Source organism: Kitasatospora sp. NPDC058162, from assembly GCF_042884005.1.
Lineage (GTDB): Bacteria > Actinomycetota > Actinomycetes > Streptomycetales > Streptomycetaceae > Kitasatospora.
This window is the reverse complement of sequence record NZ_JBHVUS010000014.1, coordinates 79,116-103,471: the sequence shown is the minus strand read 5'-3', so window position 1 is coordinate 103,471 and position 24,356 is coordinate 79,116. Positions and strand designations below refer to the sequence as shown.

Below are 24,356 nucleotides of genomic sequence, written 5' to 3'. Positions count from 1 at the left end.
CGCCGGCCCCCCCGGCGCCCGGGGGCCCCCGCCGACCCCCCGGGCCCGGGCCCCCACGGGGGGCGCGGCCTAACACCCCCCGCGCGGAGGCCCGGTGGGGGCTGCGCCGGGGCCGACGCCGCAACGGCATCCCCCGCCTCCCTGCGTAGGAAGTCGGCCCAGCCGACTTCCTACGCGGCAGGGCCGGTCGATGCTGCCTGGGGAAGCCTCCCGCTACCCCCCGGCCGGGGTCTGTTCCAGGGCGGCGCCGAGGGCGGTGGCGGAGGCGGCGATGCGTTGGAGTTCGGCGAGGTGGGCGGCCAGGGCGTGGCGGCCCTCGGGGGTCAGGCGCAGCCAGGTGCGGGGGCGCTTGCCGACGTAGCCGCGGCGGACCTTGACGTACGAGGCGGCCTCCAGGGTGCTGACCAGCTTGCTCAGGGCCGATTCCGAGACCCCGCAGCCCTCCCGGACGGCGCGGAACTCCGCCTCGGCGCAGCCGGAGAGGAAGGCCACCACGGTCAGCCGGGTGGGCTGGTGGATCAGCTCGTCGAACGCCGGAGCGGGCGGCGGGTCGGCGCTCACTCGGCGCCCGCCCCGGCCGCCCGCTTGCGGCGCAGCAGCAGGAAGTGGGTGAGACCCCCGGTGAGGCCGAGGGTGAGCAGGAACCCGGGCAGGCCGAACGGCAGGGCCAGCGCCCCGGCCGCGGTCAGCGGCAGCAGCTGGAGCACCGCTCCGGGGTAGGACAGGGCCGGGACGATGCCCGGCCGGTGCTCGACCCGGTGGCTGACCACGACGTGGCCCACCAGCAGCAGCGCCGCGAGCAGTTGCAGGAGCGCGGCCGCGAGCCAGAACCGCTCCGGCAGCAGGACCGACAGGCCGATCCCGGCGAACCCCGCCCCGAACAGTCCGGCGGCCGCGGCCGGGTACCAGGCGGGCAGCGGGTTGGGCCGCCCGGCCGCCGCCCTGGCCCGGTGCGCGGAGCGCAGGGACGCGAGGGCGTCCTCGGGGGCGATGTCGTGAACGTCCACCTGGTGCTCCAACTCCCCGTTCCCGGAAGGCTCCTGACCGCACCGGAGATCCTGGCATTTACTTTCCCGCCGGGCAAGTACTAGCGTGTCGGGCATGTGCAAGGGGGAGGCAAAGGCATGACCGTGACGACGCCGCCGCAGGAGAGCGCGGCCAACCGGTCCGGAGACGAACGGCCCGGGGGAGAACCGGCGATCCTGACGTCCGGACTGCGGATGCGCTACGGCAGCCGGGACGTCCTGGACGGCCTGGACCTCAGGGTGGAACGCTCCGAACTCTTCGCCCTGCTCGGCCCCAACGGCGCCGGCAAGAGCACCACCATCGAGATCCTGGAGGGCTACCGCCGCCGCTCCGCCGGCGAGGCCACCGTCCTCGGCCGCGACCCCGCCCGCGAGGACCCCGCCTGGCGCGCCCGGATCGGGATCGTCCTGCAGTCCAGCCGCGACCACGGCCGCTGGCGCGTCGGCGAACTGCTCGGCCACCTCGCCCGCTACTACCCCGACCCCTACGAGCCCGCCGAACTGCTGGCCCGGGTCGGCCTCACCGACCAGGCCGACCGCACCGCCGCCACCCTCTCCGGCGGACAGCGCCGCCGCCTCGACGTGGCCCTCGGCCTGGTCGGCCGCCCCGAACTGCTCTTCCTCGACGAACCCACCGCCGGCTTCGACCCCGAGGCCCGCCGCGACTTCCACACCCTGCTGCGCCGACTGCGCGACGAACGCGCCACCACCATCCTGCTCACCACCCACGACCTCACCGAGGCCCAGCAACTGGCCGACCGGGTCGGCATCCTGCAAGCCGGCCGCCTCACCGCCTGCGGCACCCTGGCCGAACTCGCCGAGGCCGCCCGCGCCGAGTCCGAGGTGCGCTGGAGCGAGCACGACGGCACCCCGCGCAGCCTGCGCACCGCCGACCCCTCGCAGACGGTCTGGGACCTGCACCAGCGGCTCGGCGGACCGATCCCCGACCTGGAGGTGCGCCGCCCCAGCCTGGAGGACACCTACCTCGGCATGGTCGCCGCCACTCCCTCGACCGACCCGGCGGAGGCCGCGTGAACCCCGTGAACCCCGTGAACCCCGTGAACCCCGTGAACCCCTACCTCCTCGGCCTGCGCCGCGGCGCCGTCGAACTGCGCCAACTCCTGCGCAGCCGCAAGGACTTCTACTCCTACCTGACCACCCCGCTGGTCTTCCTCGCCGTCTCCTACTGGCGCTCCGGCTCCAGCGGCACCGACGGCTCCGGCAACGGCCTGACCCAGCTGAGCCTGGCCGGCGGCATCGCCTCCACCGTCTTCATGTTCGGCCTGATGACCGTCCCGCAGTTCCTCTCCGGCGACCGGGAGGACGGCACCCTGCTGCGCCTGCGCGGCGTCCCCGGGGCCATGCCCGCCTACCTGGTCGCCAAGGCGCTGTTCGTCCTGGTGACCATGGGCGCCTCCATCCTCCTGCTGCTGGTCGGCGGTGCACTGCTGCTGCACGCCGACCTGCCCGCCACCCCCGGACAGTGGCTGACCCTGGCCTGGACCCTGCTGCTGGGCACCGCCGCCGTCGTCCCGATGGGCGCCGCGATCGGCGCCCTGCTGCCCCCGGCCCGCGAGGCCCTCGCGCTGTACATGATGCCCATGCTCGGGCTGATGTTCATCTCCGGCGCCTTCGCCCCGCTGCGCAACCTGCCCACCGCCCTCCAGGCCGTCGGCTCGGTCTTCCCGCTGCGCTGGATCGCCCAGGGAGTGCGCTCTGCCCTGCTGCCCGACAGCGCCAAGGCCCTTGAGGTGTCCGGCAGTTGGCAGCACCTGCCGATCACCGGCGTGCTGCTGTGCTGGGCGGTCGCGGGCTTCCTGCTGGCCCCCGGCCTGCTGCGCCGGATGGCCCGCAAGGAGTCCGGCTCCGTCCTGTCCGAGCGCGAGCGCAAGCGGCTGGCCAAGACCGCGTACTGACCAGGACCGCGTACTGACCAAGACCGCGTACTGACCCCGAAGTAGGAAGAAAGAGGTACCACCATGCTCGTCCCCCTCCCCGGCTCCCCGCAGCCGGCCGCCCTCGAACCGCTCAAGGCCGCCCTGCGCGCCGCCCTGGACACCGCCGACCAGGTCGAACAGCAGGGCCTGCGCCGGGCCCTGCAGATCGTCGAGGACTTCGTCCCGGCCGCCGCCCCGACCCCGGTGGACTGGGCCCGCAGCGTCCTGGCACACGCCGGGATCGACCCCCGCACGGCCGAGGTCAAGGCCGTCCGGGAACTGCGCCGCGCACACCCCGGCCTCAGCCTCAGGGACGCGGTCGCGCTGGTACGGCTGGTCGTCGGGCAGTCCTGAGGGTCCTGGGGGTCACACCACTACGGCTGCGGCGCGAGGTAGCCGGCCGTGAAGGCGTCCAGGTCGGTGAGGGCCGCGGCCAGGTCGGCGCGGGTCAGCTGCTTGGCGGCGGCGCCGGTGGCCAGCAGGTGGCCCAGGGCGGCCTGGCAGGTGGGGACGGGTGAGGCGGACGCCGGGAGGGTGCAGCCGATCTCCTGGGCGGGGCCGCCGGGGGACTGGAAGGTGACCAGGGCGACCGTGCGGTTCGGCCCGCCGGTGGTCGGCAGGTTGGGCTCGCGGGTGTTCGCCGGGACCCCGACGGCCGCCAGCAGCAGGCCCGGCGCCCGGGTGGGGACGGGGTGCACCCGGGTCGCGGGCGAGCGCTGCGGGGCGTTGCAGGTGTTCGGGGCGGCCCCCGCCGCGGGGAGCAGCCCGCAGGCCAGGTCGACGTTGGTCTGCGCGCCGCCGCTGACGAAGACGGCCTGCACCACCGCGTCGAAGCGGGTGCCCGCCGGGTCGGCGGCCGGGGCGCCGGGGTGGACGTACGCCTGCTCGCCGCCGTCCCCGGCGAAGAACACCGCGTCGCAGGTCCAGCCCGCGGGCGCGACCAGGAAGTGCACCTCACCGGGGTAGCGGGCGCCGTACACCGCCGCCGTCGTCGGCACGTCCACCCCGTCCGGCACCGGCACCGAGGCCGGTACGGCCCCCGGCGGCGGCCCCGGCACGCCGGCCTGCGCCGGACAGGCCCGCACCGGCGCCCTCCCGGCGGCGGACGCCACCCCCGCCCCGGGCACGAGCGCCCCGCCCGCGGCCAGCAGCACCGCCACCGCCAGCACCCTCAGCCGACGCCCACCGGATGCGCCACCCATGCTCCACCTCCAGGCACGCAGTGGAGACCCCCGGGACACGACGGACCGGCCGCCGCACTCCTCCGACCAGCCTAGATCCGCCACCCCGACCCCCGCGCGCCGGACGGCGGGGCCCTGCGCCGCGCACTACGGATGTGACGGGCGGTCAGTTCGGCGGCCGAGCAGGCCGGCGTCCGGAACGCGACGTTCACGGCAGCAGTTCGCCGGACGGTCGCGGTGACCGTCCGGCGAACTCTCAACGGCCGCGGACGGTCAGCGGTCGAGGTCGATCATGAAGCGCCTCGTGCCCGGAGCGATCGTGTCGGCGTGGATCGAGCCGCGGGCGCGGTCGAAGTCCCCGGTGCCGCCGGTGATCGCGTTGTCGAAGGAGGGCGGCGGGCCCGGGTTGAGCTGGCCGAAGACCATCCCCTGGGCGGTGATCTGGCCGCCCGGGAGGGTGTAGGTCACGGTGCACTCCTCCGCGCCGCCGTTGTCGGTGCGGGTGGTGGTGCACGAGCCGCCGGTCTCTCCGACCTGGTTGCCGTCCAGGTCGGAGAGCACCGAGCGGAAGACGGTCCGGTCGCCCTGGGCGGGGGCGCCGCCGGGGTTGACGGGGAAGAACGACTGCTGCGCGAGCTTGCCGATGAGCGTGATGACCCGGTCCCGGGCGGCGGGTCCGGCGGATCCGGTGGCCGGCGCGGCGGTCGCGGCGGGGGCGGCGGTGAGAAGGGCGATCAGCGCGGCGGCCGCGCCGAGACCGGTTCTTGCGATGGGGCGCATCATGTCTCTCCATGTGGTCGATGTCCATGAGGGGTCAGGCGTCCCATTCATAGCCTCGGCCCCGTGCCACCCGGATCGTCCGGGAACGGCCCGCCAACAGATTCGATCGAACGGCCCCACGGCGAGCGGGGCCGGGGGCGGGCCCGCCGGGGAAGTTGTCGGTGCGTACCCCTACCGTGGGGCGCATGATCGATTCCCAGCTGCTCCGTGACCTGCGCCGACGCTTCCACGACCGCAGTGCCGAAGGCCGTACGGCACCGCTGCTGCCGGGGCGTCAGGTGGTGTCGTCGCTGTGGGTGAGCGACGGGCCGGCGCCGGAGGGCGCCTGGGAGCGGCTGCGCCGGGAGCACGCGCGGTCGGGGCTGTGGCCGCTGCTGCTGGCGCCCGGCAACGACGTCCCGCACCCGGAGGCGCGGGACCTGGGGCTCGAACCGGTCGGCCCGGGGGAGTCGGGGGAGTTCCGGTCGGACCGGTACGACGTGGCGGCCCTGCTGCGCGCGTGGTGGGAGAAGTCGGTGCTGTGGTGCCCGTCGGGCGACCCGCAGGACCGCGCCGACCTGCTGGAGACGCTGGCGCCCTTCGGCGACACCTGGCCCGGCCCCGCCCCGGCCGCGGCGCCGCAGCGCGACCCGCAGCAGCGAGCCGACCGCCTGGCCCGCCAACTGCTGCGCGCCCGGCCCTCGTTGCGGATCGGCCTGGTCCGCGCGGACGGCGGCGCCCAGGCACTGGCCGCCTGCGGCTGGAACGGCACCAACGGCCACGGCGACAGCGGCGAGATCGCCGCCGTGCTGCACAGCTGGCAGGACCGCTTCGGCGCCCGCCTCGTCGAAGTGGGATCCGCCTCGCTGGAGTTGAGCGTCGCGGCGCCGCCGACGAACCGGGAGGAGGCGCTGCTGGTGGCGGCCGAGCACATTGCCTTCTGCCCGGACAACGTCTTCCAGGGCGAGGAGGAGAGTCTGGCCGGCTACGCCGAGGAGCTGGTCGGCGCCGGCAGTTGGGGCTTCTGGTGGGACTGACGGGCGGGCCGGTGCCGCGGTCGACAAGGTTCGCCGAGCAGGTGGCGGGGTCTCCATCGGGAGATTTGTGTCAGATTGACGATAACTGGTTCGTCGGGCTGACGTGCACTGGGCGGGGCCGCGCTTCACGAACAGGGTGGACCGGCGGCTGCTCCTGGACTCGGTGGGCACCGCTCCGGGCGAGCTCAGGCTGCACTTCCGGTGGAACCCGGGGACCGTCCGGCGGTTCACGGCGGGGGCCGTCACCGCCGGGCGGCCCCGGCCCGGGTGCGGGCGGCGAGGGTCCGTTCGGTACGGGCGCGGGTGCGGACCTCGGCGACGGCCGGGCAGGTGGCGTAGACCAGGGCCAGGTGGGCGAGGTGGTCGGCCTCGCCGTCCATGGTGTCCGTGCTGTCCGCGACGCCCACGGCCGCTTCCACGGCCGCTTCCGCGGGCCCGGGCCCGGGCCCGGACTCGGGCCGGGTGCCGGCCGCGGCCAGTTCCAGGGCGGCGGCCAGCGCCGCCGCCTCGGCGGTGGCGGCGGCGTGGGCTGCGGGCGGTGGGAAGCGGCGGGTGGCGTGGTCGAGCCACTGCGCGGTGCGCGGGTCCAGGTGCTGGCGCAGGATCAGGCGGGCGTCGTGGATCTCGATGATCCGCCGGTAGAGCGCGAACCGGGGGTCGCGCGGGGGCAGCGGCAGGCGGCGGGCCGGGTCGAGGGCGATCTCCGGCAGCACGGTGTGCAGGTCGCGCCAGAGCGGGGTGAGCGCCCGGTAGCGGCGGTGGGCGCGCAGCCAGCCCCGCACCGCCCCGGCGGCCGCCGGCCACAGGGTGCTGGCCAGCCCGGCCGCGATCAGCGCCGCGCACAGCCCGCCCAGCACGGCGCACAGGAGGTCCTCGGGGCCGTCCTGGCTGCCGGTGACGGCCGCGCGCAGCACGTCGTCCATGCTCCAGGCGTTCCACAGCAGCCCGGCCACCAGCCCGCCGGTCAGCAGCCGCAGCCCGGTGCCCAGGCGTCCGGGGCCGACCGCGCGGGCGCGCCGGGCCAGTTCGCGCAGCAGCGCGGTCAGGCACACGGCGGTGTGCAGCATGCCCACGGCGGTATACCCGGCCAGCGCCAGGCGCGCGGACAGCTCCGGGCCGACGGTCAGGTCCTCGCCCGCCAGGCCCGGCGCGGCGGCGGTGATCAGCGCCAGCCGCAGCCCCAGCACTCCGGCCAGCAGGGCCAGTCCGCCCCGGACCTCCCGCCGTACGGGCTCGGCGACGGGCTGCGCGACGGGGCTCCCGCGCCCGGCGGCGTGCCCCGCGTCGGCCGCCCGCAGCGCCGGGGCGAGCAGCCGCATCGCCGCGGCCGCGCCGTCGCGCAGCCCGTCGCCGAGCACGATCACCAGCACCGCCAGCAGCGGAACCCCCGTGCCCTGCACCGCCCGTACGGTCGGCGGGGCGAGCACCAGCAGGGCGGCGCCGAGCAGGGCCGTGCCGTAGCAGGTGAAGCGGGCGGCGGCGCGGGAGTCGATCCGGCTGCGGGAGAAGTGGGCGGAGCTCAGCACGAAGAACAACCCGACCGGGTAGAGGGCCAGTTCGCTCACGGTCGGCCCTCCCGCGGTCCACCGCCGGACTCCCCGCCGTGCTCCCGGGCGGGCTCCCCGCCGGGCCCCCTGCCGGGCCCCTTGCCGGGCCCCCGGGCGGGGGCGCCGGGCAGGGGGCGGGCGGCCAGCAGGACGCCCAGCGCGTCCAGCGACCCGCCGGCCGTCCCCGTCCCCGCCCCGGTCCCCGGCTGGTCGGCCGCGTCGGCCCGGTCCGCGCGGCTCAGGATCAGCGAGGCCAGCAGCTCCGCCTCCCGCTCCTGCGGTTCGTCGTAGCTGGTGCGCCCCAGCACCCGCTGCACCAGCGCGGGGGAGAGGTTGGGCAGCAGCGCGGCGGCCGGGGCCAGCGGGGCGGAGCCGGCGTGGTCGAGCAGCAGGTGCGCGATCTCGTGGACCAGGATGTGCCGTTGGTGCAGCACGCCGGTGTCCGCCGCGTACAGGATGTAGTCCGCCTCCAGGGTGGAGACCAGCAGTCCGCAGGGGGCGTGCGGGCGGGCCGGCACCGGCAGCAGCTCGATCGGCCGGCCGCGCCGCACGGCCAGCTGCTCCAGCAGCACCACCGGGTCGAACGGGCGCGGCACGTCCAGCTGTTCGGCCATCCGGCGACAGCGCCGCAGCGTGGACCGGTAGCCCCGGCCACCCCACAAGTCAGCCCACAAGCCGAACTCCCCTCACCGCTCCACTCCTACGGTCCCGCGCCGACGCCTCCGCACGTGCGCGCCGACGGTCCCGCCCCGCGCCCCGCGGTCCGGTGGCCCGCGACCCTCAGGACGAGCGGGGTTTGCGCGCCGCGTCCCGGCGGGCGATCACGTCGACCAGCTCGCTGACGGTGTCCAGGCCCTCCGGCGACAGGCCCACCGCCCGCAGCGCCAGGCTGCGCACGCCCGCGTCGCGCAGCGCGCCGAGCAGCGCCAGCTCCTTGGCGATCTCGGCACCCTGCTGCTCGTCGAAGAAGTAGGCGGGCGGGACCTGGAAGAACTGGGCCAGCGCCTCCAGATGGCGCTTGGTCGGGTTGTCCCGGCGGCCGGTGCGCAGCTGCCACAGGTAGGTGGTGGAGAAGGACTCCCCGGTCGCCTCGCGGCAGGCCCGGGCCACTTCCTCGTTGGTGTACTGCTCGCGGTCGGGGCGGCGCACGGTGTGGAACAGGGCCTCGATCCGGGCCGACAGTCCAGTGGCCTCCGCGCTCACGGGGCCGTCCGCGTCCGCGTGCCCGTCGCCCGCGAGCCCGTCCCCGGCGTGCCCGTCCAGCTCAGGTGGAGCACCCTCCGGTCCCACCTGAACGCCGTCCCCCGTCGACTCCGTCATGCCCCACCTTCCTCATGCCCGGGCCCTCCGCGCCGCGACCTCGGCGGACGGACAGGGCCGGCCAGGTCACGATAGCCGAACGGCATCAGCTGGCGTGGATCAGAAGATACCCGCAATCAACGCCAGTTGACCCGCGTAGCGTCGGCTGACATCCTGGACGGGCAGGCCCGCAGGCGTCGCCGCATCGATCTGACGCATCGTCACATCAGGTCGCAATGGCGGCACTTGACGAATCCACCGGACCGCCCGAACGACCTCGGCGCCCCGGCCGGAGGGGCCGACTCCCGTGAGACCGCACGGCGCCGGCACACCGGGCCCGGGCACCCGCACCACGCCCGCCGCACCGCACCTGCCGCAGCGCCGTACCGCCGCCCGGCGGGAACGGCCCGACCGGCCGGACCCCCGACGCCACGACGCGAGAAGGGGGCACCCGTGGACACCACACCGCGCGGGCAGAGCGCACCGCCGGGACGGGCGGAACGGGCGGGACGGGCGCGAGCGCGCACCCAGGCGCCACCGCCGACAGCGGCCGCCCCGCAGACCGTCCGCCTGGCCTTCCTGTGGCGGGCCGCCGGCGCACCCGTCGGCTGCCTCCTCGCCCTCGCCATGGGCATCGTCCTCGCCCAGACCGGCGTCGCCGGCCGCCTCGGCGCCGTCCCCGCCCTCCTGCTCTCCGGCACCGCCGTCCTCGGCGTCGCCCTGCCCGTCCCCTACGGCTTCTGGCTGCGCGCCGACACCGAAGGCCTCACCCTGGTACGGGCCCTGCTCCCGCGCCACTACCCCTGGCAGGACATCGTCGGCCTCACCATGGAGACCGACGAGGACCCCGACTCCGGCGCCGCCCGCCTGGTCCTCCTGCTGCGCCTGGCCCCCGCCCCCCGCTCCGCCGCGGCCCGCAGCGAACGCGAGCGGCGCATCCACGGACCGGTCCTCGGCGCCCTGGGCACCACCCCCGACGGACTGCCGCGCGGCACCGAACCCCGCCACCTGGCCGAGCTGTTCGACCTGCTGCGCCGCCACGGCGTCCCGCTGGAGGACCCGCGCTACGCCGACGCCGTCCTCACCGCCCACGGCTACCCGGCCCTCGCCCACACCGCGCACACCGCGCACACCGCGCACGCCGACCACACCGCGTGCACCGCCCGCCCCGCCCCGCCGACACGCCCCGGAGCCACCCGGTCACCGTCCGTCTGATCCTCCCCGTGCCCCGCGTCCGTTGACCCCGACAGGGGCGCGTCCGCCGGACGGCGCGCCGCGAGGGCGGGAGGCGAACGTGCTCAGGTTCCACGGCGCTTGGCGGATCACCGTGGTCGGCCGCAACACCGACTTCGACCAACGGGCGGTCGTCCGCGGCCCGTACGGCACCCGGGTGCTGCCCGGCCGGCCCGGCGCCGTCCTGGAGGTGGACGGCGAGAGCTGGACGCTCACCCTGGAACACCGCCCCCGCGGCCGCGCCTGGCAGCCCAACCTGCGCACCACCTCCGGGCCGCTCACCGAGCGCGACGGCGTGCGCAGCCGGCTGCTCACCAGCAACGACCGCCACTGGCCGGGGAAGCCGCCGTCCTACGTCAACTTCGTGCTGCGGCTGGACCAGCCGGCCGCCCCGACGGCGACCCGCCCGGCCCCCGACCCGCTGCCGACGGGCCTGCGGGCGGTCCCCTAAAGTCCCAGGTGAGCACCGTCGCGCCGCCCGAGGAGAACCAGCATGCCGACCGAACCCGCCCCCGCCCGTCCGCAGCCCGCGCGTCTGGGCCTGGGCACCGCGGCGGTCGGCCGGCCCGGCTACATCACCCTCGGGCGCGCGGCCGACCTGCCCGCCGAACGCACCGTCGAGGCCCTGCGCGAGCGCACCCACACCCTCCTCGACGCCGCGTACGCCGCCGGGGTGCGCTACTTCGACACCGCCCGCTCCTACGGCCGCGCCGAGGAGTTCCTCGCCCAGTGGCTGGCCGAACACCCCGTTGCCGCCGCCGAGGTGACGGTCGGCAGCAAGTGGGGCTACACCTACACGGCCGACTGGCGCACCACCGGCGTCACCGCGCACGAGGTCAAGGAGCACTCGACGGCGGTGTACGACCGCCAGATCCGCGAGACCCGCGCCCTGCTCGGCCCGCGCCTGGACGTCTACCTGGTCCACTCGGTCACCGTCGACAGCCCCGCCCTCACCGACCCCGCCCTGTACCGGCGCCTGGCTGCCCTCGCCGCCGACGGCGTGCGGGTCGGCCTGTCCACCAGCGGCCCCGCCCAGGCCGAGGCCATCCGCCGGGCGCTGGCCGTCACCGTGGACGGGCGGCCGCTGTTCAGCGCCGTCCAGGCCACCTGGAACCTGCTGGAGACCTCCGCCGCCCCCGCCCTCGCCGAAGCCCACCGGGCCGGCTGGCTGGTCGTGGTCAAGGAGGGCATGGCCAACGGCCGCCTCGCCGGCCGCAACGCCACCGGGGACGACACCGCCGCCCTGCGCGCCCTGGCCGCCCGCACCGCCACCACCCCCGACGCCCTCGCCCTCGCGGCGGCCGCCGCCCAGCCCTGGGCCGACATCGTCCTGTCCGGCGCCGCCACCCCCGACCAACTCGCCTCCAACCTGGCCGCCGCCGACCTGCGGCCCACCCCGCAGGACCTCGCCGCCCTGGCCGCCATGCCCGAACCCGCCGAGGCCTACTGGCGCACCCGCTCCTCCCTGCCCTGGGCCTGACGCCCGCTCGGCGGCGCGGGCCGACGCCGGACCGAACCCCGGTCCGCCCCGTCCGTTTGACCGTCCGTCCGGTCCGGGTAGTGCGGATGATCTTCACCGAGTAGGGTGAACCACCCCGCGGCGGGCGGCCGTTCGCACACCACCCCGGTGGCCGCGCGCCCGCCCGCCGACCTCGCAGAAGCCCCGGAAAGGGAGTCGTAGCCACAGATGCAGCCGACGTTCGTACTGGTCCACGGAGCCTTCGCCAACTCCTTCTCCTTCGCCCCGCTCCAGGCCGAACTCGGCCTCCTCGGGCACCGCTCGGTCGCCGTCGACCTCCCGGGGCACGGGTTCGCCGCGACCTACCCGCGGGCCTACCAGGCGCCGCAGGACCTCGCCGAACTCGCCACCGCCCCCGGGGTCATCAAGGGCGTCACGCTCGCCGACAACGCCGCGCACCTCATCGGGATCCTGGAGCGGGCCAAGCGCAACGGGCCCGTCATCCTCGTCTCGCACAGCCGCGGCGGCATGACGGCCACCGTCGCGGCCAACCGGCGGCCCGACCTGATCGACCGCATCGTCTACGTCTCCTCCTGGTGCCCCGTCGACCTCGACGTCAGCGCCTACTACGCCGAGCCCGAGATGGCCGCAGTCGACGCCGCCGCGCTGGCCTCGGCGATCGTCGGCAACCCGGCCGAACTCGGGCTGCTGCGCTCCAACTTCCGCACCGCCGACCCCGGCGCCCTCGCGGCGTTCAAGGCGGCCTTCCTCGCGGACGGGACGGACGAGGAGTTCCTGGCCTTCCTCAACACCTTCCAGCCCGACGAGAACCTCGACGTCGGCACCCCCGACGACCGGGCGCACCGCGACACCTGGGGGCGGATCCCCAAGTCGTACGTCCGGCTGACCGAGGACGTCAGCGTGCCGCTCGCCATGCAGGACCGGATGATCCGTGAGGGCGACGCCCTGACGCCGGACAACCCCTACGACGTCCGCACGCTCGCCGGCAGCCACCTGAAGTGGCTGGTCGCGCCGGAGCCCGCGGCCCGGGTCCTGGCCGAGATCGCCGCACTGCTGCCCACCGGCAGCTGACCGGCAGTCGCCGGAACGGCCCCCGGAACAGGAAGTCGGGCCCGCCGACTTCCTGTTCCGCCGCCCCTGCCTGTCAGTGCCCCTCCCTACGGTGGGCCGCATGACCTGGCCTTTCGACGCCGCCCCGCCCGTCCCGCTGCCGCCCGGCCGTCCCGTCACCGGGAACGAGGGGGAGGAGGCGGCGCACCCGCTGCTGTGGATCAGCGACGGGCCCGCGCCCGCCGGCCTGTGGGCCGCGCTGCACCGCGCCCACCCGCTCAGCGGGCTGTGGCCGCTGCTGCTCAGCCCGCTGAGCGGGGGAGACCCGGACTACCGCCCGTGGCTGTCCGGGGAACTGTTCCCGGAGCAGGCCTCCGACCCCGCCTCGTACGACCCGGCCGCCCTGCTGCGCACCTGGTGGGAGACGGCCACCGAGGACGGCGACGACGCCGAGGCCCTCGCCCCCTACGGCCCCGACTGGCCCGGGCCCGCCCCGGCCGTCCCCCTCCCCGACGGCGCGGCCGCCGCCGAGGCCCGGGGCCTGGCCGAGGCGCTGGTCTCCTTCAAGGACTTCCGGCTCGGCCTGGTGCGGGCCGGCAGCGGCGCCGAGGCACTGGCCGTGTGCGGCTGGAGCGGCCCGGTGAACCACGAGGGCGACCCCGCCAGGATCGCCGCCGTACTCGCCGACTGGGAACGCCGCTTCGGCGCCCAGGTCGTCGAAGTGGGCTTCGACACCCTCCAGTTGAGCGTCCCCCTACCGCCCACCACCCTCGCCGAGGCCCTCCCGCTGGCCGCCGAGCACACCGCCCTGTGCCCCGACCAGGTCCACCAGGGCGCCGGCACCCTCACCGCCTACGCCGAGCAGCTGGTCGACTCCCACCAGTGGACCTTCTGGTGGGACTGACCATCATCGGCTGCCAGTAAGGGAATTGACCTTCGATCAAAGTCCGTCAAGGGGCGCCGTGTTCATTCCGGCGCCCCTTGACGTCGTTCCGACCGGGCCGGTGTCGTCACTCCCGGTGCCCGGTTCCCTGCCTGCCGTGTTTCCCACGTGATCTTCGTCACTCACCTTAAAAGTCTCTTTATCTGCCTACTGACCATCAGATATATCTACTGGCGTTTCGTTTGCCTCTCCTTGACTCTCTGGTGGGTTCCACGTGCTGCGCCGCCCTCTGGCAATCCTCTTGGCGATGACCCTGGTCATCCTCGGTACAGCCGAAGGGACAGCCTTCGCCGAGTCCGTGCTGCGCCAGGCCGCTGATGCCGCGCCCGCCGACCCCGGCCCCCGCCCCAAGCAGCAGCAGGGCAGCGCCGAGGGGCGCGGCCATGACGCCGACACCGCCGCGACCAGCGCGAAGGACGGCTCAGGCAACCCGGGCGCGGCCCCCGCGCCGGGCGAACTGCCCGAGGACAAGCCGGTCGAGGCCCCCGCCCAGACCCTCACGCCCCAGCCCGGGCAGCTGCCCGCCACCGAGGCCAAGCCCGCCGACAAGCCCGCCGCGCTGCCCACCCCCAAGGTCGACCCGGCCAAGAGCTTCAACGAGGCCACCAGCAAGGAACTCCCCGAGAAGCGCACCGCGCAACAACGGACCTTCCAGAACGCCGACGGGACCTTCACCACCCGCAGCTACCCCGAGCCGGTCAACTTCCAGCGCTCCAACGGCTCCTGGGCCGCCATCGACACCACCCTGATACCCGACGGCACCGCCACCCTCGGCCGCGCCGCCCCGGTCCAGAACTCCTGGACCACCACCTCCACCGAGCAGAAGCTCAAGCTCGGCCTCACCGCCGACGCCGACCCGCTGGTGCAGCTCCAGCTCGGCGACGGCATCTCCGCCGGCTACAGCATCCAGGGCGCCGCCCCCGTCCAGGGCACCGCGCAGGGCAACTCCATGACCTACCCCGAGGCCCGCCCCAAGGCCGACGTGGTGATCCTCGCCGGGAACTCCTCCTTCAAGGAGAACCTGGTCCTCAAGGACGCCACCGCGCCCACCGAATGGGTCTTCCCGCTGCGCCTGCAGGGCGTGAGCGCCTCCCTGGACGCCGACGGCTCCGTCCACTTCACCGACGCCGCCGGCACCCTGCGCGGGCGCATGCCCGCCGGCTGGATGCAGGACTCCAACTTCGCGCCCAACACCGAGGAAGGCGTGATCACCGGCGGCGTCACCTACGAGCTCGTCCAGCTGCCGACCGGCGGCCAGGCCCTCAAGGCCAAGCTCGACGAGGCCTGGCTGCACGCCCCCGAACGCGTCTACCCCGTCAAGGTCGACCCGCAGCTCTCCTCCGTCCGGGCCGTGGAGACCACCTACGCCTACACCGGACACGAGCAGGACTTCTCCGGCGACACCGTCCTCAAGGTCGGCACCAACAACGGCGGCAAGAACCAGGCCACGTCGTTCATCAAGTTCACCGGCATCGAGGACTCCCTCAGCAACGCCACCATCCTCGGCGCCAAGCTGAGCCTCTACAACGGCTGGTCCTACAGCTGCACCCCGCGCACCGTGACCATCCACCAGGTCACCTCCTGGTGGTCGCCCAGCGGCGTGCGCGGCTCGAACGCCCCCTCCACCGGTCCCGCGCTGGCCGCCCCCTCCTTCGCCCACGGCTGGCGGCCCAGCAGCTCCAGCGCCTGGGCCTGCCCGGAGGCCTGGGAGTCGATCGACCTGGGCGCCGACGGCCGCAACCTGGTCAACTCCTGGACCCACCACTGGACCGCGAACTACGGCCTGGCCATCAAGACGGACGTCTGGGACAACTACTCCTGGAAGCAGTTCGGCAGCGCCAACAACGGCGGCGGCCAGCCGGTCCTGGACGTCACCTGGTCCCGCTACGGCGCCGACTACGAACTCTGGGGCCTGCAGCAGCCGGTGACCGCCACCCAGGAGGGCATCGTCCGCCTGCGCGTGTGGAACCGCGGCATGGACACCTGGACCCCCACCAACAACTACAAGATGTCGTACCTGCTGTTCGACCAGTGGGGCAACAACATCACCAACTACGGCAGCAACATCGCCTGGACGGCGATGCCCAATGACGTCCCGCCGGGCGGCAGCGCCGTGGTCGACGCCCACATCCGCTCCCTCCCGCAGGGCGCCTACACCGTCGCGTTCACCATGGACCAGTTCCAGGTCAGCAACTTCTACGCCGACGCGGGCGTGCCGACCGTCAACATCCAGATCTCCTCGGTCAACGTCCCCCCGTACATCACCCGCCTCGCCCCGCCCTCGGGCGCCGTCGTCTACCAGCTCCAGCCCACCCTCACCGCCGAGGGCATCGACCCCGACCGCGCGCCCAACCCCGAACTGGACTACCAGTTCCAGGTCTGCCGTGTCGTCGGCGGCGACACCCACGTCGACTGCAAGCAGAGCGGCTGGCTCAAGCGCCAGAGCCGCTTCGTCGTCCCGTCCGGCTGGCTGACCTGGAACGAGCAGTACGCCTGGTACGCCATGGCCGGCGACGGCGCCGCGGCCAGCCCCTGGACCGACGCCTCCTACATCCGCACCGTCCTGCCCCAGCCCAACCAGTTCACCACCGCCGCGGACTCCGGACGCAGCGTCAACACCGCCGCCGGCAACTACACCACCGCCGCCACCGACGCCGCCCTGCCCGTCGTCGGCCCCGAACTCTCCGTCACCCGCAGCTACAACTCCCTCGACCCGCGCACCGACGGAGCCTTCGGCGCCGGCTGGTCCACCCCCTACGACATGCGCATCCAGGTCGAGTCCAGCAACTGGCTCACCCTGCCCGGCAACGTGCTGCTCACCGCCTCCAACGGCTCGCGCGCCCGCTTCGGCTGGGACCCGGGCAAGAACGCCTACGTGCCCGGCGGCGGCATGGCCGTCGACCTGCGCAAGGCCGACGGCGGCGGCTGGACGCTGACCGACCGCACCGGCCGGGTCCACACCTTCGGCGCCGACGGGAAGCTCACCCGCATCACCGACACCGCCGGCCACACCCAGGACCTCGTCTACGCCTCCGGCACCCTCGTCCAGGTCAAGGACTCCGCCTCCGGCCGCTTCCTGAACTTCAGCTGGTCCGGCAAGCACGTCGCCTCGGTGACCGCATCCGGCTCCACCGGCGGCTGGCAGTACGTGTACGACGGCGACAAGCTCACCAAGGTCTGCCCGCCCGGCATCGCTCCCGCAGCCCCCACCGGCTGCACCGGCTACGACTACGGCACCGGATCGCGCTACCGCACCGCGGTGCGCGACGCCGCCCCGGCCGGCTACTGGCGCCTCGGCCAGGCCGACGGCAACTCCCTCACCAACGACGCCCAGGTCAGCGACCGCTCCCCGGCGTCCGCCAACGACGTCACCTTCGGCGCCGACGGCGCCCTGGGCGCCAGCGGCAACAAGGCCGTCACCTTCAACGGCCGGGCCACCTCCTACGTCGAGCTGCCCAACCGCACCATCAGCGCCTCCGTCAACCGCAGCGTCGAACTGTGGTTCCGCACCGCCGCGCCCGGCGTCATCCTCAGCTACCAGAACCGCGCCATGGGCGAGGCCCCGTACAACGTCGTCCCGGCGCTGTACGTCGGCACCGACAACAAGCTGCGCGGCAAGTTCAACAGCCCCAACCCCCCGGTGACCTCCACCGCGGACGTCACCGACAACGCCTGGCACCACGTCGTGCTCGCCGGCGCCCGCGACAACACCGCGATGTTCCTCGACGGCGCCCTGGTCGGCACCACCCCCGGCGACATCGACCACCTCAACATGGACCGCGCCTACCTCGGCGGCGGCTACACCGGCAACTGGCCCGCCGGCAACGGCGGCTGGTCCTGGTTCAACGGCCAGATCGACGAGGCCGCGGTCTACGACTACCCGCTCACCGAGCAGACCGTCGCCGACCACTACGCCCTGCGCACCGGCAGCGCCCAGCTCACCAAGACCACCCTGCCCTCGGGCCGTACCAGCGCCCAGGTCACCTACGACGCCACCACCGAGCGCGTCACCAAGGTCACCGACGCCACCGGCGGCGACTGGAAGATCTCCGACCCCACCTACAGCGGCGGCTCCTTCCTCTACAGCAACGCCGTCAAGGCCTCCGCCCCGGCCGCCTACTGGCGCCTGGGCGAGCGCGACGGCGCCACCGCCGCCAGCGAGGTCGGCAACGGCCTGGCCGGCACCTACGGCGACGCCGTCGTCAAGAAGGCCCCCGGCGTCTTCGCCCCCACCGACGACACCGCCGCCCGCTTCGACGGTTCCGCCAAGTCCCAGATCGAGATCCCGCAGGACGTCCTGCACGCCAAGACCGAACTCGCCGTCGAACTCTGGTTCAACACCACCAAGCCCGGCGTGCTGCTGGGCGACCAGAGCCGCGCCATCGACGACCCCAACGGCATCGGCGGCACCTGGACCCCAGTGATGTACATCGGCTCCGACGGCAAACTGCGCAACCGCTTCTTCGGCACCGCGGACGCCACCATCGCGTCCCCGAACGCCGTCACCGACGGCTCCTGGCACCACGCCGTCTTCTCCGTCCAGGGCACCACCCAGACCATCTACCTCGACGGCCAGATCGTCGGCGTCCAGAACGGCAGCGTCGACCACCAGCAGAACGCCCACACCTACCTCGGCGCCGGCATCGCCCGCTTCTGGCCCGCCGCCCCCACCGACGACATCAGCCACTTCACCGGCAGCATCGACGAAGTCGCCGTCTACCAGCACCCGCTGAGCGACCGCGACGTCGTCGCCCACTACCGCGCCCGCAGCGCCCAGGTCGGCGGCCAGGGCACCGGCTACCGCGGCTCCGTCGTCGCCGACTCGCCCGGCGGCTACTGGCGCCTGGACGAGACCGGCGGCACCACCGCCGCCAGCGAGGTCGCCGCGATCAAGGGCAACGGCACCTACGCGCCCGCCGCCAAGCCCGGCACCACCGGCGTCTTCGGCCCCGGCGACGGAAACGCCGTCCAGTTCAACGGCACCAACACCTCCTACGTCGACCTGCCCGCCCAGATCGTGCGCAGCCAGACCACCGACCTGGCCGCCGAACTCTGGTTCCGCACCAGCGGCACCGGCATCCTGCTGAACCAGGCCAACAACACCAGCGGCAACACCGTCCCCGACCTGTACGTCGGCACCGACGGCAAGCTGCGCGGCGGGTTCTACGGCCTCAACGGCGGCCCGATCACCTCCGCGGGCACCGTCACCGACGGCTCCTGGCACCACGCCGTGATCAGCGCCACCCAGGGCACCCAGTCCCTCTACCTGGACGGCACCCTGGTCGGCACCGCCTCCGGCGGCATCAACCACCTCGACATGGACCGCCTCACCCTCGGCGGCGGCTACCTCGGCAACTGGCCCGCCGGCAACGGCGGCTGGGCCTGGCTGACCGGCCAGATCGACGAGGCCGCCGTCTACCAGCACCCGCTGTCCGCCGACCGCGTCGCCGCCCACTACCAGGCGCGCTCCGCCTCCTCGGCCACCGAACTCGCCTCCCGCGTCACCCTCACCGACCCGGTGGGCAACACCACCACCGACGTCCACGACGCCACCCGCGGCAACCGCCTCATCTCCCGCACCGACGAAGGCGGCAACACCACCACCTACACCTACGACACCGGCGGCTTCGTCCACACCGTCACCGACCCCAACGGCCACTCCACCGTCAGCGGCCAGGACGCCCGCGGCAACACCCTCTCCCTGACCACCTGCCGCGACGTCAACTCCTGCTGGACCTCCTACACCGGCTACTACCTCAACAAGGACAACCCGCGCGACCCGCGCAACGACAAGCCCACCGAGACCCGCGACGCCCGCTCCGCCGGGCCCGGCGACACCACCTACCGCACCACCGTCGCCTACACCGCCCTCGGCCTGCCCGAATCCACCACCCGCCCCGACGGCCGCACCACCCGCACCGCCTACACCGCCGGCACCGAGCCCGCCTTCAGCGGCGGCACCACCCCCGCCGGGCTGCTCGCCAGCGAGACCACCGCGGCCGGCGCCGTCACGGCGTACGCCTACTACTCCACCGGCGACCTGGCCCGCACCACCCTGCCCAGCGGACTGACCGTCACCTACGGCTACAACCTGGCCGGACGCCGGGTCTGGTCCAAGGAGACCTCCGACGCCCAGCCCGACGGCGTCACCACCACCTACGAGTACGACGAACTCGGCCGCCAGACCGCCCAGACCGGCCCCAAGACCACCGACGCCGTCACCGGCGACACCCACCAGACCAGGACCACCGCCGCCTTCGACGCCGACGGCCGCCCGACCGGCAGCACCACCGCCGACATCGCGGGCACCGACGGCACCCGCACCACCAGCAGCAGCTACGACAGCGCCGGCCGGCTGGAGAGCGACACCGACGCGATGGGCGGCGTCACCCGCTACGGCTACGACGCGCTCAGCCGCCGCGCCTCCGTCACCGACGCCCTCGGCCAGGTCACCCGCTACACCTACACCCCGCGCAGCCAGCCGGCGACCACCGTCGTCGAGGGCTGGAACGGCGACGGCAAGGGCGTGCGCGACCTGACCGCGGAGTCCCGCGCCTACGACCCGGCCGGCCGCCTGGCCTCGCGCACCGACGCCATGGGCGCCGTCACCAGCTACACCTACTTCGACGATGGCCTGCCCGCCACCACCACCGCCGAGAACGTCACCCAGGCCGACGGCACCACCCGCTCGATCGTCCTGGAGGCCGACGAGTACGACGGCGCCGGCCACCTGGTCAAGCAGACCACCGGCGGCGGCCGCACCACCGCGGTGCGCACCCTCGACCCGTCCGGACGCGTCACCCAGACCGTCCTGGACCCGGGCGGCCTGGCACGCACCACCACCCTCGGCTACGACGCCGACGACCGCGTCACCACCAGCACCCTCAAGGTCAGCGACACCGAGAACAGCGTCCAGACCAGCACCTACGACACCGCCGGGCGCCTGACCCGCAGCCAGCTCGCCTCCTCCACCGGCGGCCCCACCGCGGTCAGCACCTTCAGCTACGACCAGCGCGGCCTGCTGACCTCCGCCACCTCGCCCAACGGCAACGCCGCAGGCGCCGACCCGGCCGGCTACACGGCCAGCTACCAGTACGACGTCCTCGGCCGACGGATCTCGGCCACCGCCCCGCCCGTCTCGGCGGAGAGCGGGGGAGCGGCCGCCACCACCGTCCGCCCGACCACCACCACCGGCTACAACGCCTTCGGCGAGGCCGTTTCCACCAAGGACCCGCTCGGCCAGATCGCCAAGACCACCGTCGACGCGCTCGGCCGCGTCACCGAGACCCGCCTGCCCTCCTACACCCCGCCCGGCGCCACCGCGGCGCTCAACCCCGTCGGCCGCACCGAGTACGACAAGCTCTCCCGGGTCACCGCCGCCACCGACCCGGCCGGACGGCGCACCACCTTCGGCTACGACCGCCTCGGCCACCAGAACCAGCGCGTCGCCCCCAACTCCACCGGCCCCTTCCAGCCCCAGACCGACGACACCCCGCCCACCTGGGCCACCACCTGGACCCCCACCGGCCTCCAGCTGTCCACCACCGACCCGCTCGGCGCCCGCACCGAGGCCACCTACGACCAGCTCGGCCGCATCCTCACCGGGACCGTCGTCGAGCGCCAGCCCGCCCTGCAGAACCTGACCACCAAGTTCGCCTGGGACGACGCCGGCAACCGCACCGCCGTCACCACCCCGGCCGGCAGCAGCACCGCCGCCACCTACAACCCCGCCGGCCAGACCGTCACCAGCACCGACCCCGTCGGACGCGTCAGCAAGGTCGAGTACGACGGCCTCGGCCGCGCCGTGCGCGCCATCGCCCCGCTCGGCGAATCCACCCGCACCCGCTACGACGGCCTCGGCAACCCCGCCGCCACCGACAACCTCGACCCGGCCGGCACCGTGCTGCGCACCACCACCGCGACCTTCGACCTGGAGGGCAAGCCGCTCACCAGCACCAGCCCGGCCACCGGCGCCGTCACCAGCACCGACTACGACGCGCTGGGCCGCACGGTCAAGCTCACCGAGCCGGTCGCCACCGGGCAGGCGATCACCACCACCCTCGGCTACGACGCCCTGGGCCGCCGCACCCGGCTGACCGACGGCAAGGGCAACACCACCGTCTACACCTTCAACACCTGGGGCCTGCCCGAGTCCACCGTCGAACCGGCCACCACCGCCCAGCCCGCCGCCGCCGACCGCACCTGGACCACCTCCTACGACGTGGCCGGCCAGGCGGTGCGCGCCACCGAGCCCGGCGGCGTGGTGCGCACCAGCAGTTACGACCCGCTGGGCCGCCTGGTGCGCGAGAGCGGCACCGGCGCCGAGAGCGCCACCACCGACCGCGAACTGACCTACGACAAGGCCGGGCACCTGATCCGGCACAACTCCTCGTCCGTCAGCGGCCAGAACTACGCGTACAACGACCGCGGCCTGCTCATCAAGGCAGGCCCCGACCTGACCGCCCCCGACCAGACCTGGGAGTACGACGCCGACGGGCGCGTCACCAAGCGCCGCGACAAGGACACCGGTGAGACCGTCCTCGGCTACAAGGCCGACGGCCAGCTCGACTGGGCCAACAACCCCAAGCTGAACATCAAGAACTGGTACGGCTACGACGGCGACGGCCGCCCCAGCAAGCAGTGGTACATCCAGGCCGACCCGGTCGACGTCACCAAGGACAAGGCCGTCTCCGAACGGCGCCTGAGCTACGACCCGCTCGGCCGCCTGGCCGGGGACCAGCTGCTCGCCGTCGGCGGCACCGGCACCCCGCTGGCCGGCACCGCCTACGAGTACGACCTCGACAACCGCCTCACCCGCAAGACCGTCAGCGGCGGCGCCACCGACCCCGTCAAGGACAACCGCTACGGCTACGACCAGGCCGGCCGCCTCACCTCCTGGACCGCGGACAGCACCGCCACCACCGCGTACACCTGGGACGCGGCCGGGAACCGCACCGGCAACGGCAGCGCCACCGCCACCTACGACGAGCGCAACCGCCTGTTGACGGACGGCACCAGCACCTACCGCTACACCGCGCGCGGCACCCTGGCAGGCGTCACCACCGCAGGCAAGGAGGACACCCTCGCCTACGACGCCTTCGGCCGCCTGATCACCGAAGGCACCACCAACTACACCTACGACGGCCTCGACCGCGTCACCACCCGCAACGCCGCCCGCTTCAGCTACGACGGCGGCTCCAACAACCTGACCGGCGACGGCACCTGGACCTACGCCCGCGACACCGCCGGCAACCTGCTCGGCGCAGGCAACGGCACCAGCAGCGTGCGCCTGCGCACCGACCAGCACACCGACGTCACCGCCACCCTCGACAACAACGGCGGCACCGTCACCGGCACCACCACCTACGACCCCTACGGCAAGCCCACCGCCACCAAGGGCACCGGCACCAGCCTCGGCTACCAGAGCGGCTGGACCGACCCCGCCACCGGCGACGTCAACATGGCCTCCCGCTGGTACCGCCCCGGCACCGGCGCCTTCACCTCCCGCGACTCCTACCTCCTCAACCCCAGCCCCTCCGCCCAGGCCAACCGCTACACCTACGGCAACGCCAGCCCCCTGAACGGCACCGACCCCTCGGGGCACTGCCTGGAGGACGCCTGTGTCATCGAGGTGACAGTGGTCATCGGTGCCGGCGTCGCGCTCTACCAAGCCTGTCAGGCGAAGTGCAACGACATGGCCAAGGCCGGCGGGCAGATCTACAACAACACGATCAGCGGCGTCAAGAACTCGTGGAACTGGCTCTCCGACAAGTTCAGCGGCTCCTCCTCCCACGCCGGCAGCAGTTCCGCCGCCGCCTCCTCCACGTACGCCCCGGCCACCACGATCCCCGGCACCTGGGACATCCAGCTGGACAAGGCCGACGCCCGCGCCCGGGCCGCCCAGGTAGCCGCCGCCGCTGCCGCTGCAGCCGCCGCGGGGGCAGCAGCAGCGCCCGACACCGCAGCGGACGACGGCACCTGCTGGTCGAGGTGCGGCGGAACGTCGCCCACCAAGGTCCGCCCGGCCAAGTTCCACCGGCCGACCGGCACGATCACGCGGCCGGTCCCGATCACGATCCCGAAGCCGCTCTGGGATCCCCGCACGACCACCATCGAACGGCCCCCGCCGAAGCCCGACTGGGAGCCGCCGAAGCCCGGCGACATCATCAAGATCATCTCTGCGATCTACAACGCCGCCGACCTGCTCAACCAGCTGACCACCCACCAGAACACCACCCCCGACCAGGACGCCAGCACCCAGACTGCTCCGGGGACCAATCCGGGTAATGGAAGCGGTACCACGACCAACCAGCAGGAGGATGACTGCACAAAGCACCTGAGTAAGACCAAGAAGCAGCGTGGGATGTCAGGGATCGTCTGCCTCCGCGCGCCCGAGGGGGCGAGTCAGGAGCAGATCGACGAACTCAAGGACCACATTGCCGCGCTGAATGCCGTGTCGAGCTACTGGTCGCCCACGGGTCGGGTGTCTCCCAGTAAGGAGATCGTGGACTTCACGCGATCGGGAAAGGAGATCACGTTGGCCGATCTGGCGGAGAAGTACAAGGACCTCCACATCAAGGAGGTGAAGGGAACTCCGTACCAGTACAACGGAAACGTGGCTGGCCACCTCCCCGACACCACATGGTCCGGGAAGTACTCCCCCTACTGCTGGCACCAGCAGGACAATGACGTGAACTCGCTCGTGGGTGCATACGCAAACAAGTACAACGAAGGCTACAAACCCACCGAGTTCATCTATGCCGGCGTGAACAAGACACCGAGCACCTACACGACCGAGCACGTCCATGGGTCCGTCACGCGCGGCGAGTACGGGATCTGTAACATCACTCGCTAGCAGGTGCATG

17 protein-coding genes are annotated in these 24,356 nt (G+C 73.7%); 10 read left to right on the top strand and 7 right to left on the bottom strand.

Annotation, left to right across the window (positions count from 1 at the left end; genetic code table 11):
* Positions 1 to 213: 213 nt before the first annotated feature.
* The gene (locus ACFVXG_RS24725; protein WP_387930580.1) at positions 214 to 561 is read right to left on the bottom strand and encodes a winged helix-turn-helix domain-containing protein; all 348 of its coding nucleotides are present in this window, start codon (positions 559 to 561) and stop codon (positions 214 to 216) included.
* On the bottom strand, positions 558 to 1,007 hold the full coding sequence (locus tag ACFVXG_RS24720) for a hypothetical protein (protein WP_387930579.1): 450 nt from the start codon (positions 1,005 to 1,007) through the stop codon (positions 558 to 560). Before ACFVXG_RS24720 ends, ACFVXG_RS24725 begins: the two co-directional genes overlap by 4 nt.
* Before the next feature lie 117 nt (positions 1,008 to 1,124).
* On the opposite strand from ACFVXG_RS24720, the gene ACFVXG_RS24715 reads away from it, so the two are divergent.
* From ACFVXG_RS24715 to ACFVXG_RS24705, 3 genes are all read left to right on the top strand, one after another.
* Positions 1,125 to 2,060, top strand: a complete 936-nt coding sequence (locus ACFVXG_RS24715; protein WP_387930578.1) for an ABC transporter ATP-binding protein — start codon at positions 1,125 to 1,127, stop codon at positions 2,058 to 2,060.
* Between the two features lie 32 nt (positions 2,061 to 2,092).
* On the top strand, positions 2,093 to 2,941 hold the full coding sequence (locus tag ACFVXG_RS24710; protein WP_387930577.1) for an ABC transporter permease: 849 nt from the start codon (positions 2,093 to 2,095) through the stop codon (positions 2,939 to 2,941).
* 63 nt (positions 2,942 to 3,004) lie between these two features.
* Positions 3,005 to 3,316 carry a hypothetical protein gene (locus ACFVXG_RS24705; RefSeq protein WP_387930576.1) on the top strand — a complete coding sequence of 104 codons (312 nt, stop codon included), beginning with the start codon at positions 3,005 to 3,007 and terminating at the stop codon, positions 3,314 to 3,316.
* A 20-nt stretch (positions 3,317 to 3,336) separates the two neighbouring features.
* Here ACFVXG_RS24705 and ACFVXG_RS24700 read toward each other — a convergent pair whose 3' ends face one another.
* Together ACFVXG_RS24700 and ACFVXG_RS24695 are read right to left on the bottom strand one after the other, a co-directional pair.
* A complete protein-coding gene (locus tag ACFVXG_RS24700; RefSeq protein WP_387930575.1) occupies positions 3,337 to 4,164 on the bottom strand; it encodes a hypothetical protein in 828 nt (275 codons plus the stop codon).
* A gap of 252 nt (positions 4,165 to 4,416) precedes the next feature.
* Positions 4,417 to 4,923, bottom strand: a complete 507-nt coding sequence (locus ACFVXG_RS24695; protein WP_387930574.1) for a hypothetical protein — start codon at positions 4,921 to 4,923, stop codon at positions 4,417 to 4,419.
* Between the two features lie 185 nt (positions 4,924 to 5,108).
* Here ACFVXG_RS24695 and ACFVXG_RS24690 point away from each other — a divergent pair, with 185 nt between their 5' ends.
* On the top strand, positions 5,109 to 5,939 hold the full coding sequence (locus ACFVXG_RS24690; RefSeq protein ID WP_387930573.1) for a DUF4253 domain-containing protein: 831 nt from the start codon (positions 5,109 to 5,111) through the stop codon (positions 5,937 to 5,939).
* 242 nt (positions 5,940 to 6,181) lie between these two features.
* Here ACFVXG_RS24690 and ACFVXG_RS24685 read toward each other — a convergent pair whose 3' ends face one another.
* The 3 genes from ACFVXG_RS24685 to ACFVXG_RS24675 all read right to left on the bottom strand — a co-directional run bounded on the left by ACFVXG_RS24685 (position 6,182) and on the right by ACFVXG_RS24675 (position 8,806).
* Positions 6,182 to 7,504 (bottom strand): MAB_1171c family putative transporter, encoded by a 1,323-nt coding sequence (locus ACFVXG_RS24685; RefSeq protein WP_387930572.1) that lies wholly within the window; start codon positions 7,502 to 7,504, stop codon positions 6,182 to 6,184.
* Positions 7,501 to 8,100 carry a ParH-like protein gene (locus ACFVXG_RS24680; RefSeq protein ID WP_387930571.1) on the bottom strand — a complete coding sequence of 200 codons (600 nt, stop codon included), beginning with the start codon at positions 8,098 to 8,100 and terminating at the stop codon, positions 7,501 to 7,503. Before ACFVXG_RS24680 ends, ACFVXG_RS24685 begins: the two co-directional genes overlap by 4 nt.
* 166 nt (positions 8,101 to 8,266) lie before the next feature.
* Positions 8,267 to 8,806, bottom strand: coding sequence for an XRE family transcriptional regulator (locus ACFVXG_RS24675; RefSeq protein ID WP_387930570.1), 540 nt, complete (start codon positions 8,804 to 8,806; stop codon positions 8,267 to 8,269).
* Positions 8,807 to 9,238: 432 nt separating this feature from the next.
* Between ACFVXG_RS24675 and ACFVXG_RS24670 the strand changes: the two genes are divergently transcribed.
* The 6 genes from ACFVXG_RS24670 to ACFVXG_RS24645 all read left to right on the top strand — a co-directional run bounded on the left by ACFVXG_RS24670 (position 9,239) and on the right by ACFVXG_RS24645 (position 24,346).
* Positions 9,239 to 10,000 (top strand): hypothetical protein, encoded by a 762-nt coding sequence (locus tag ACFVXG_RS24670; RefSeq protein WP_387930569.1) that lies wholly within the window; start codon positions 9,239 to 9,241, stop codon positions 9,998 to 10,000.
* A gap of 79 nt (positions 10,001 to 10,079) precedes the next feature.
* Positions 10,080 to 10,469, top strand: a complete 390-nt coding sequence (locus ACFVXG_RS24665; protein WP_387930568.1) for a hypothetical protein — start codon at positions 10,080 to 10,082, stop codon at positions 10,467 to 10,469.
* Between the two features lie 42 nt (positions 10,470 to 10,511).
* On the top strand, positions 10,512 to 11,498 hold the full coding sequence (locus ACFVXG_RS24660; RefSeq protein WP_387930567.1) for an aldo/keto reductase: 987 nt from the start codon (positions 10,512 to 10,514) through the stop codon (positions 11,496 to 11,498).
* Positions 11,499 to 11,705: 207 nt separating this feature from the next.
* Positions 11,706 to 12,569 (top strand): alpha/beta fold hydrolase, encoded by an 864-nt coding sequence (locus ACFVXG_RS24655; protein ID WP_387930566.1) that lies wholly within the window; start codon positions 11,706 to 11,708, stop codon positions 12,567 to 12,569.
* A gap of 100 nt (positions 12,570 to 12,669) precedes the next feature.
* Positions 12,670 to 13,452 carry a DUF4253 domain-containing protein gene (locus ACFVXG_RS24650; protein ID WP_387930565.1) on the top strand — a complete coding sequence of 261 codons (783 nt, stop codon included), beginning with the start codon at positions 12,670 to 12,672 and terminating at the stop codon, positions 13,450 to 13,452.
* 286 nt (positions 13,453 to 13,738) lie between these two features.
* Entirely contained in the window at positions 13,739 to 24,346 is a 10,608-nt protein-coding gene (locus ACFVXG_RS24645; protein ID WP_387930564.1) for a LamG-like jellyroll fold domain-containing protein, read from the top strand.
* Positions 24,347 to 24,356 lie beyond the last annotated feature (10 nt).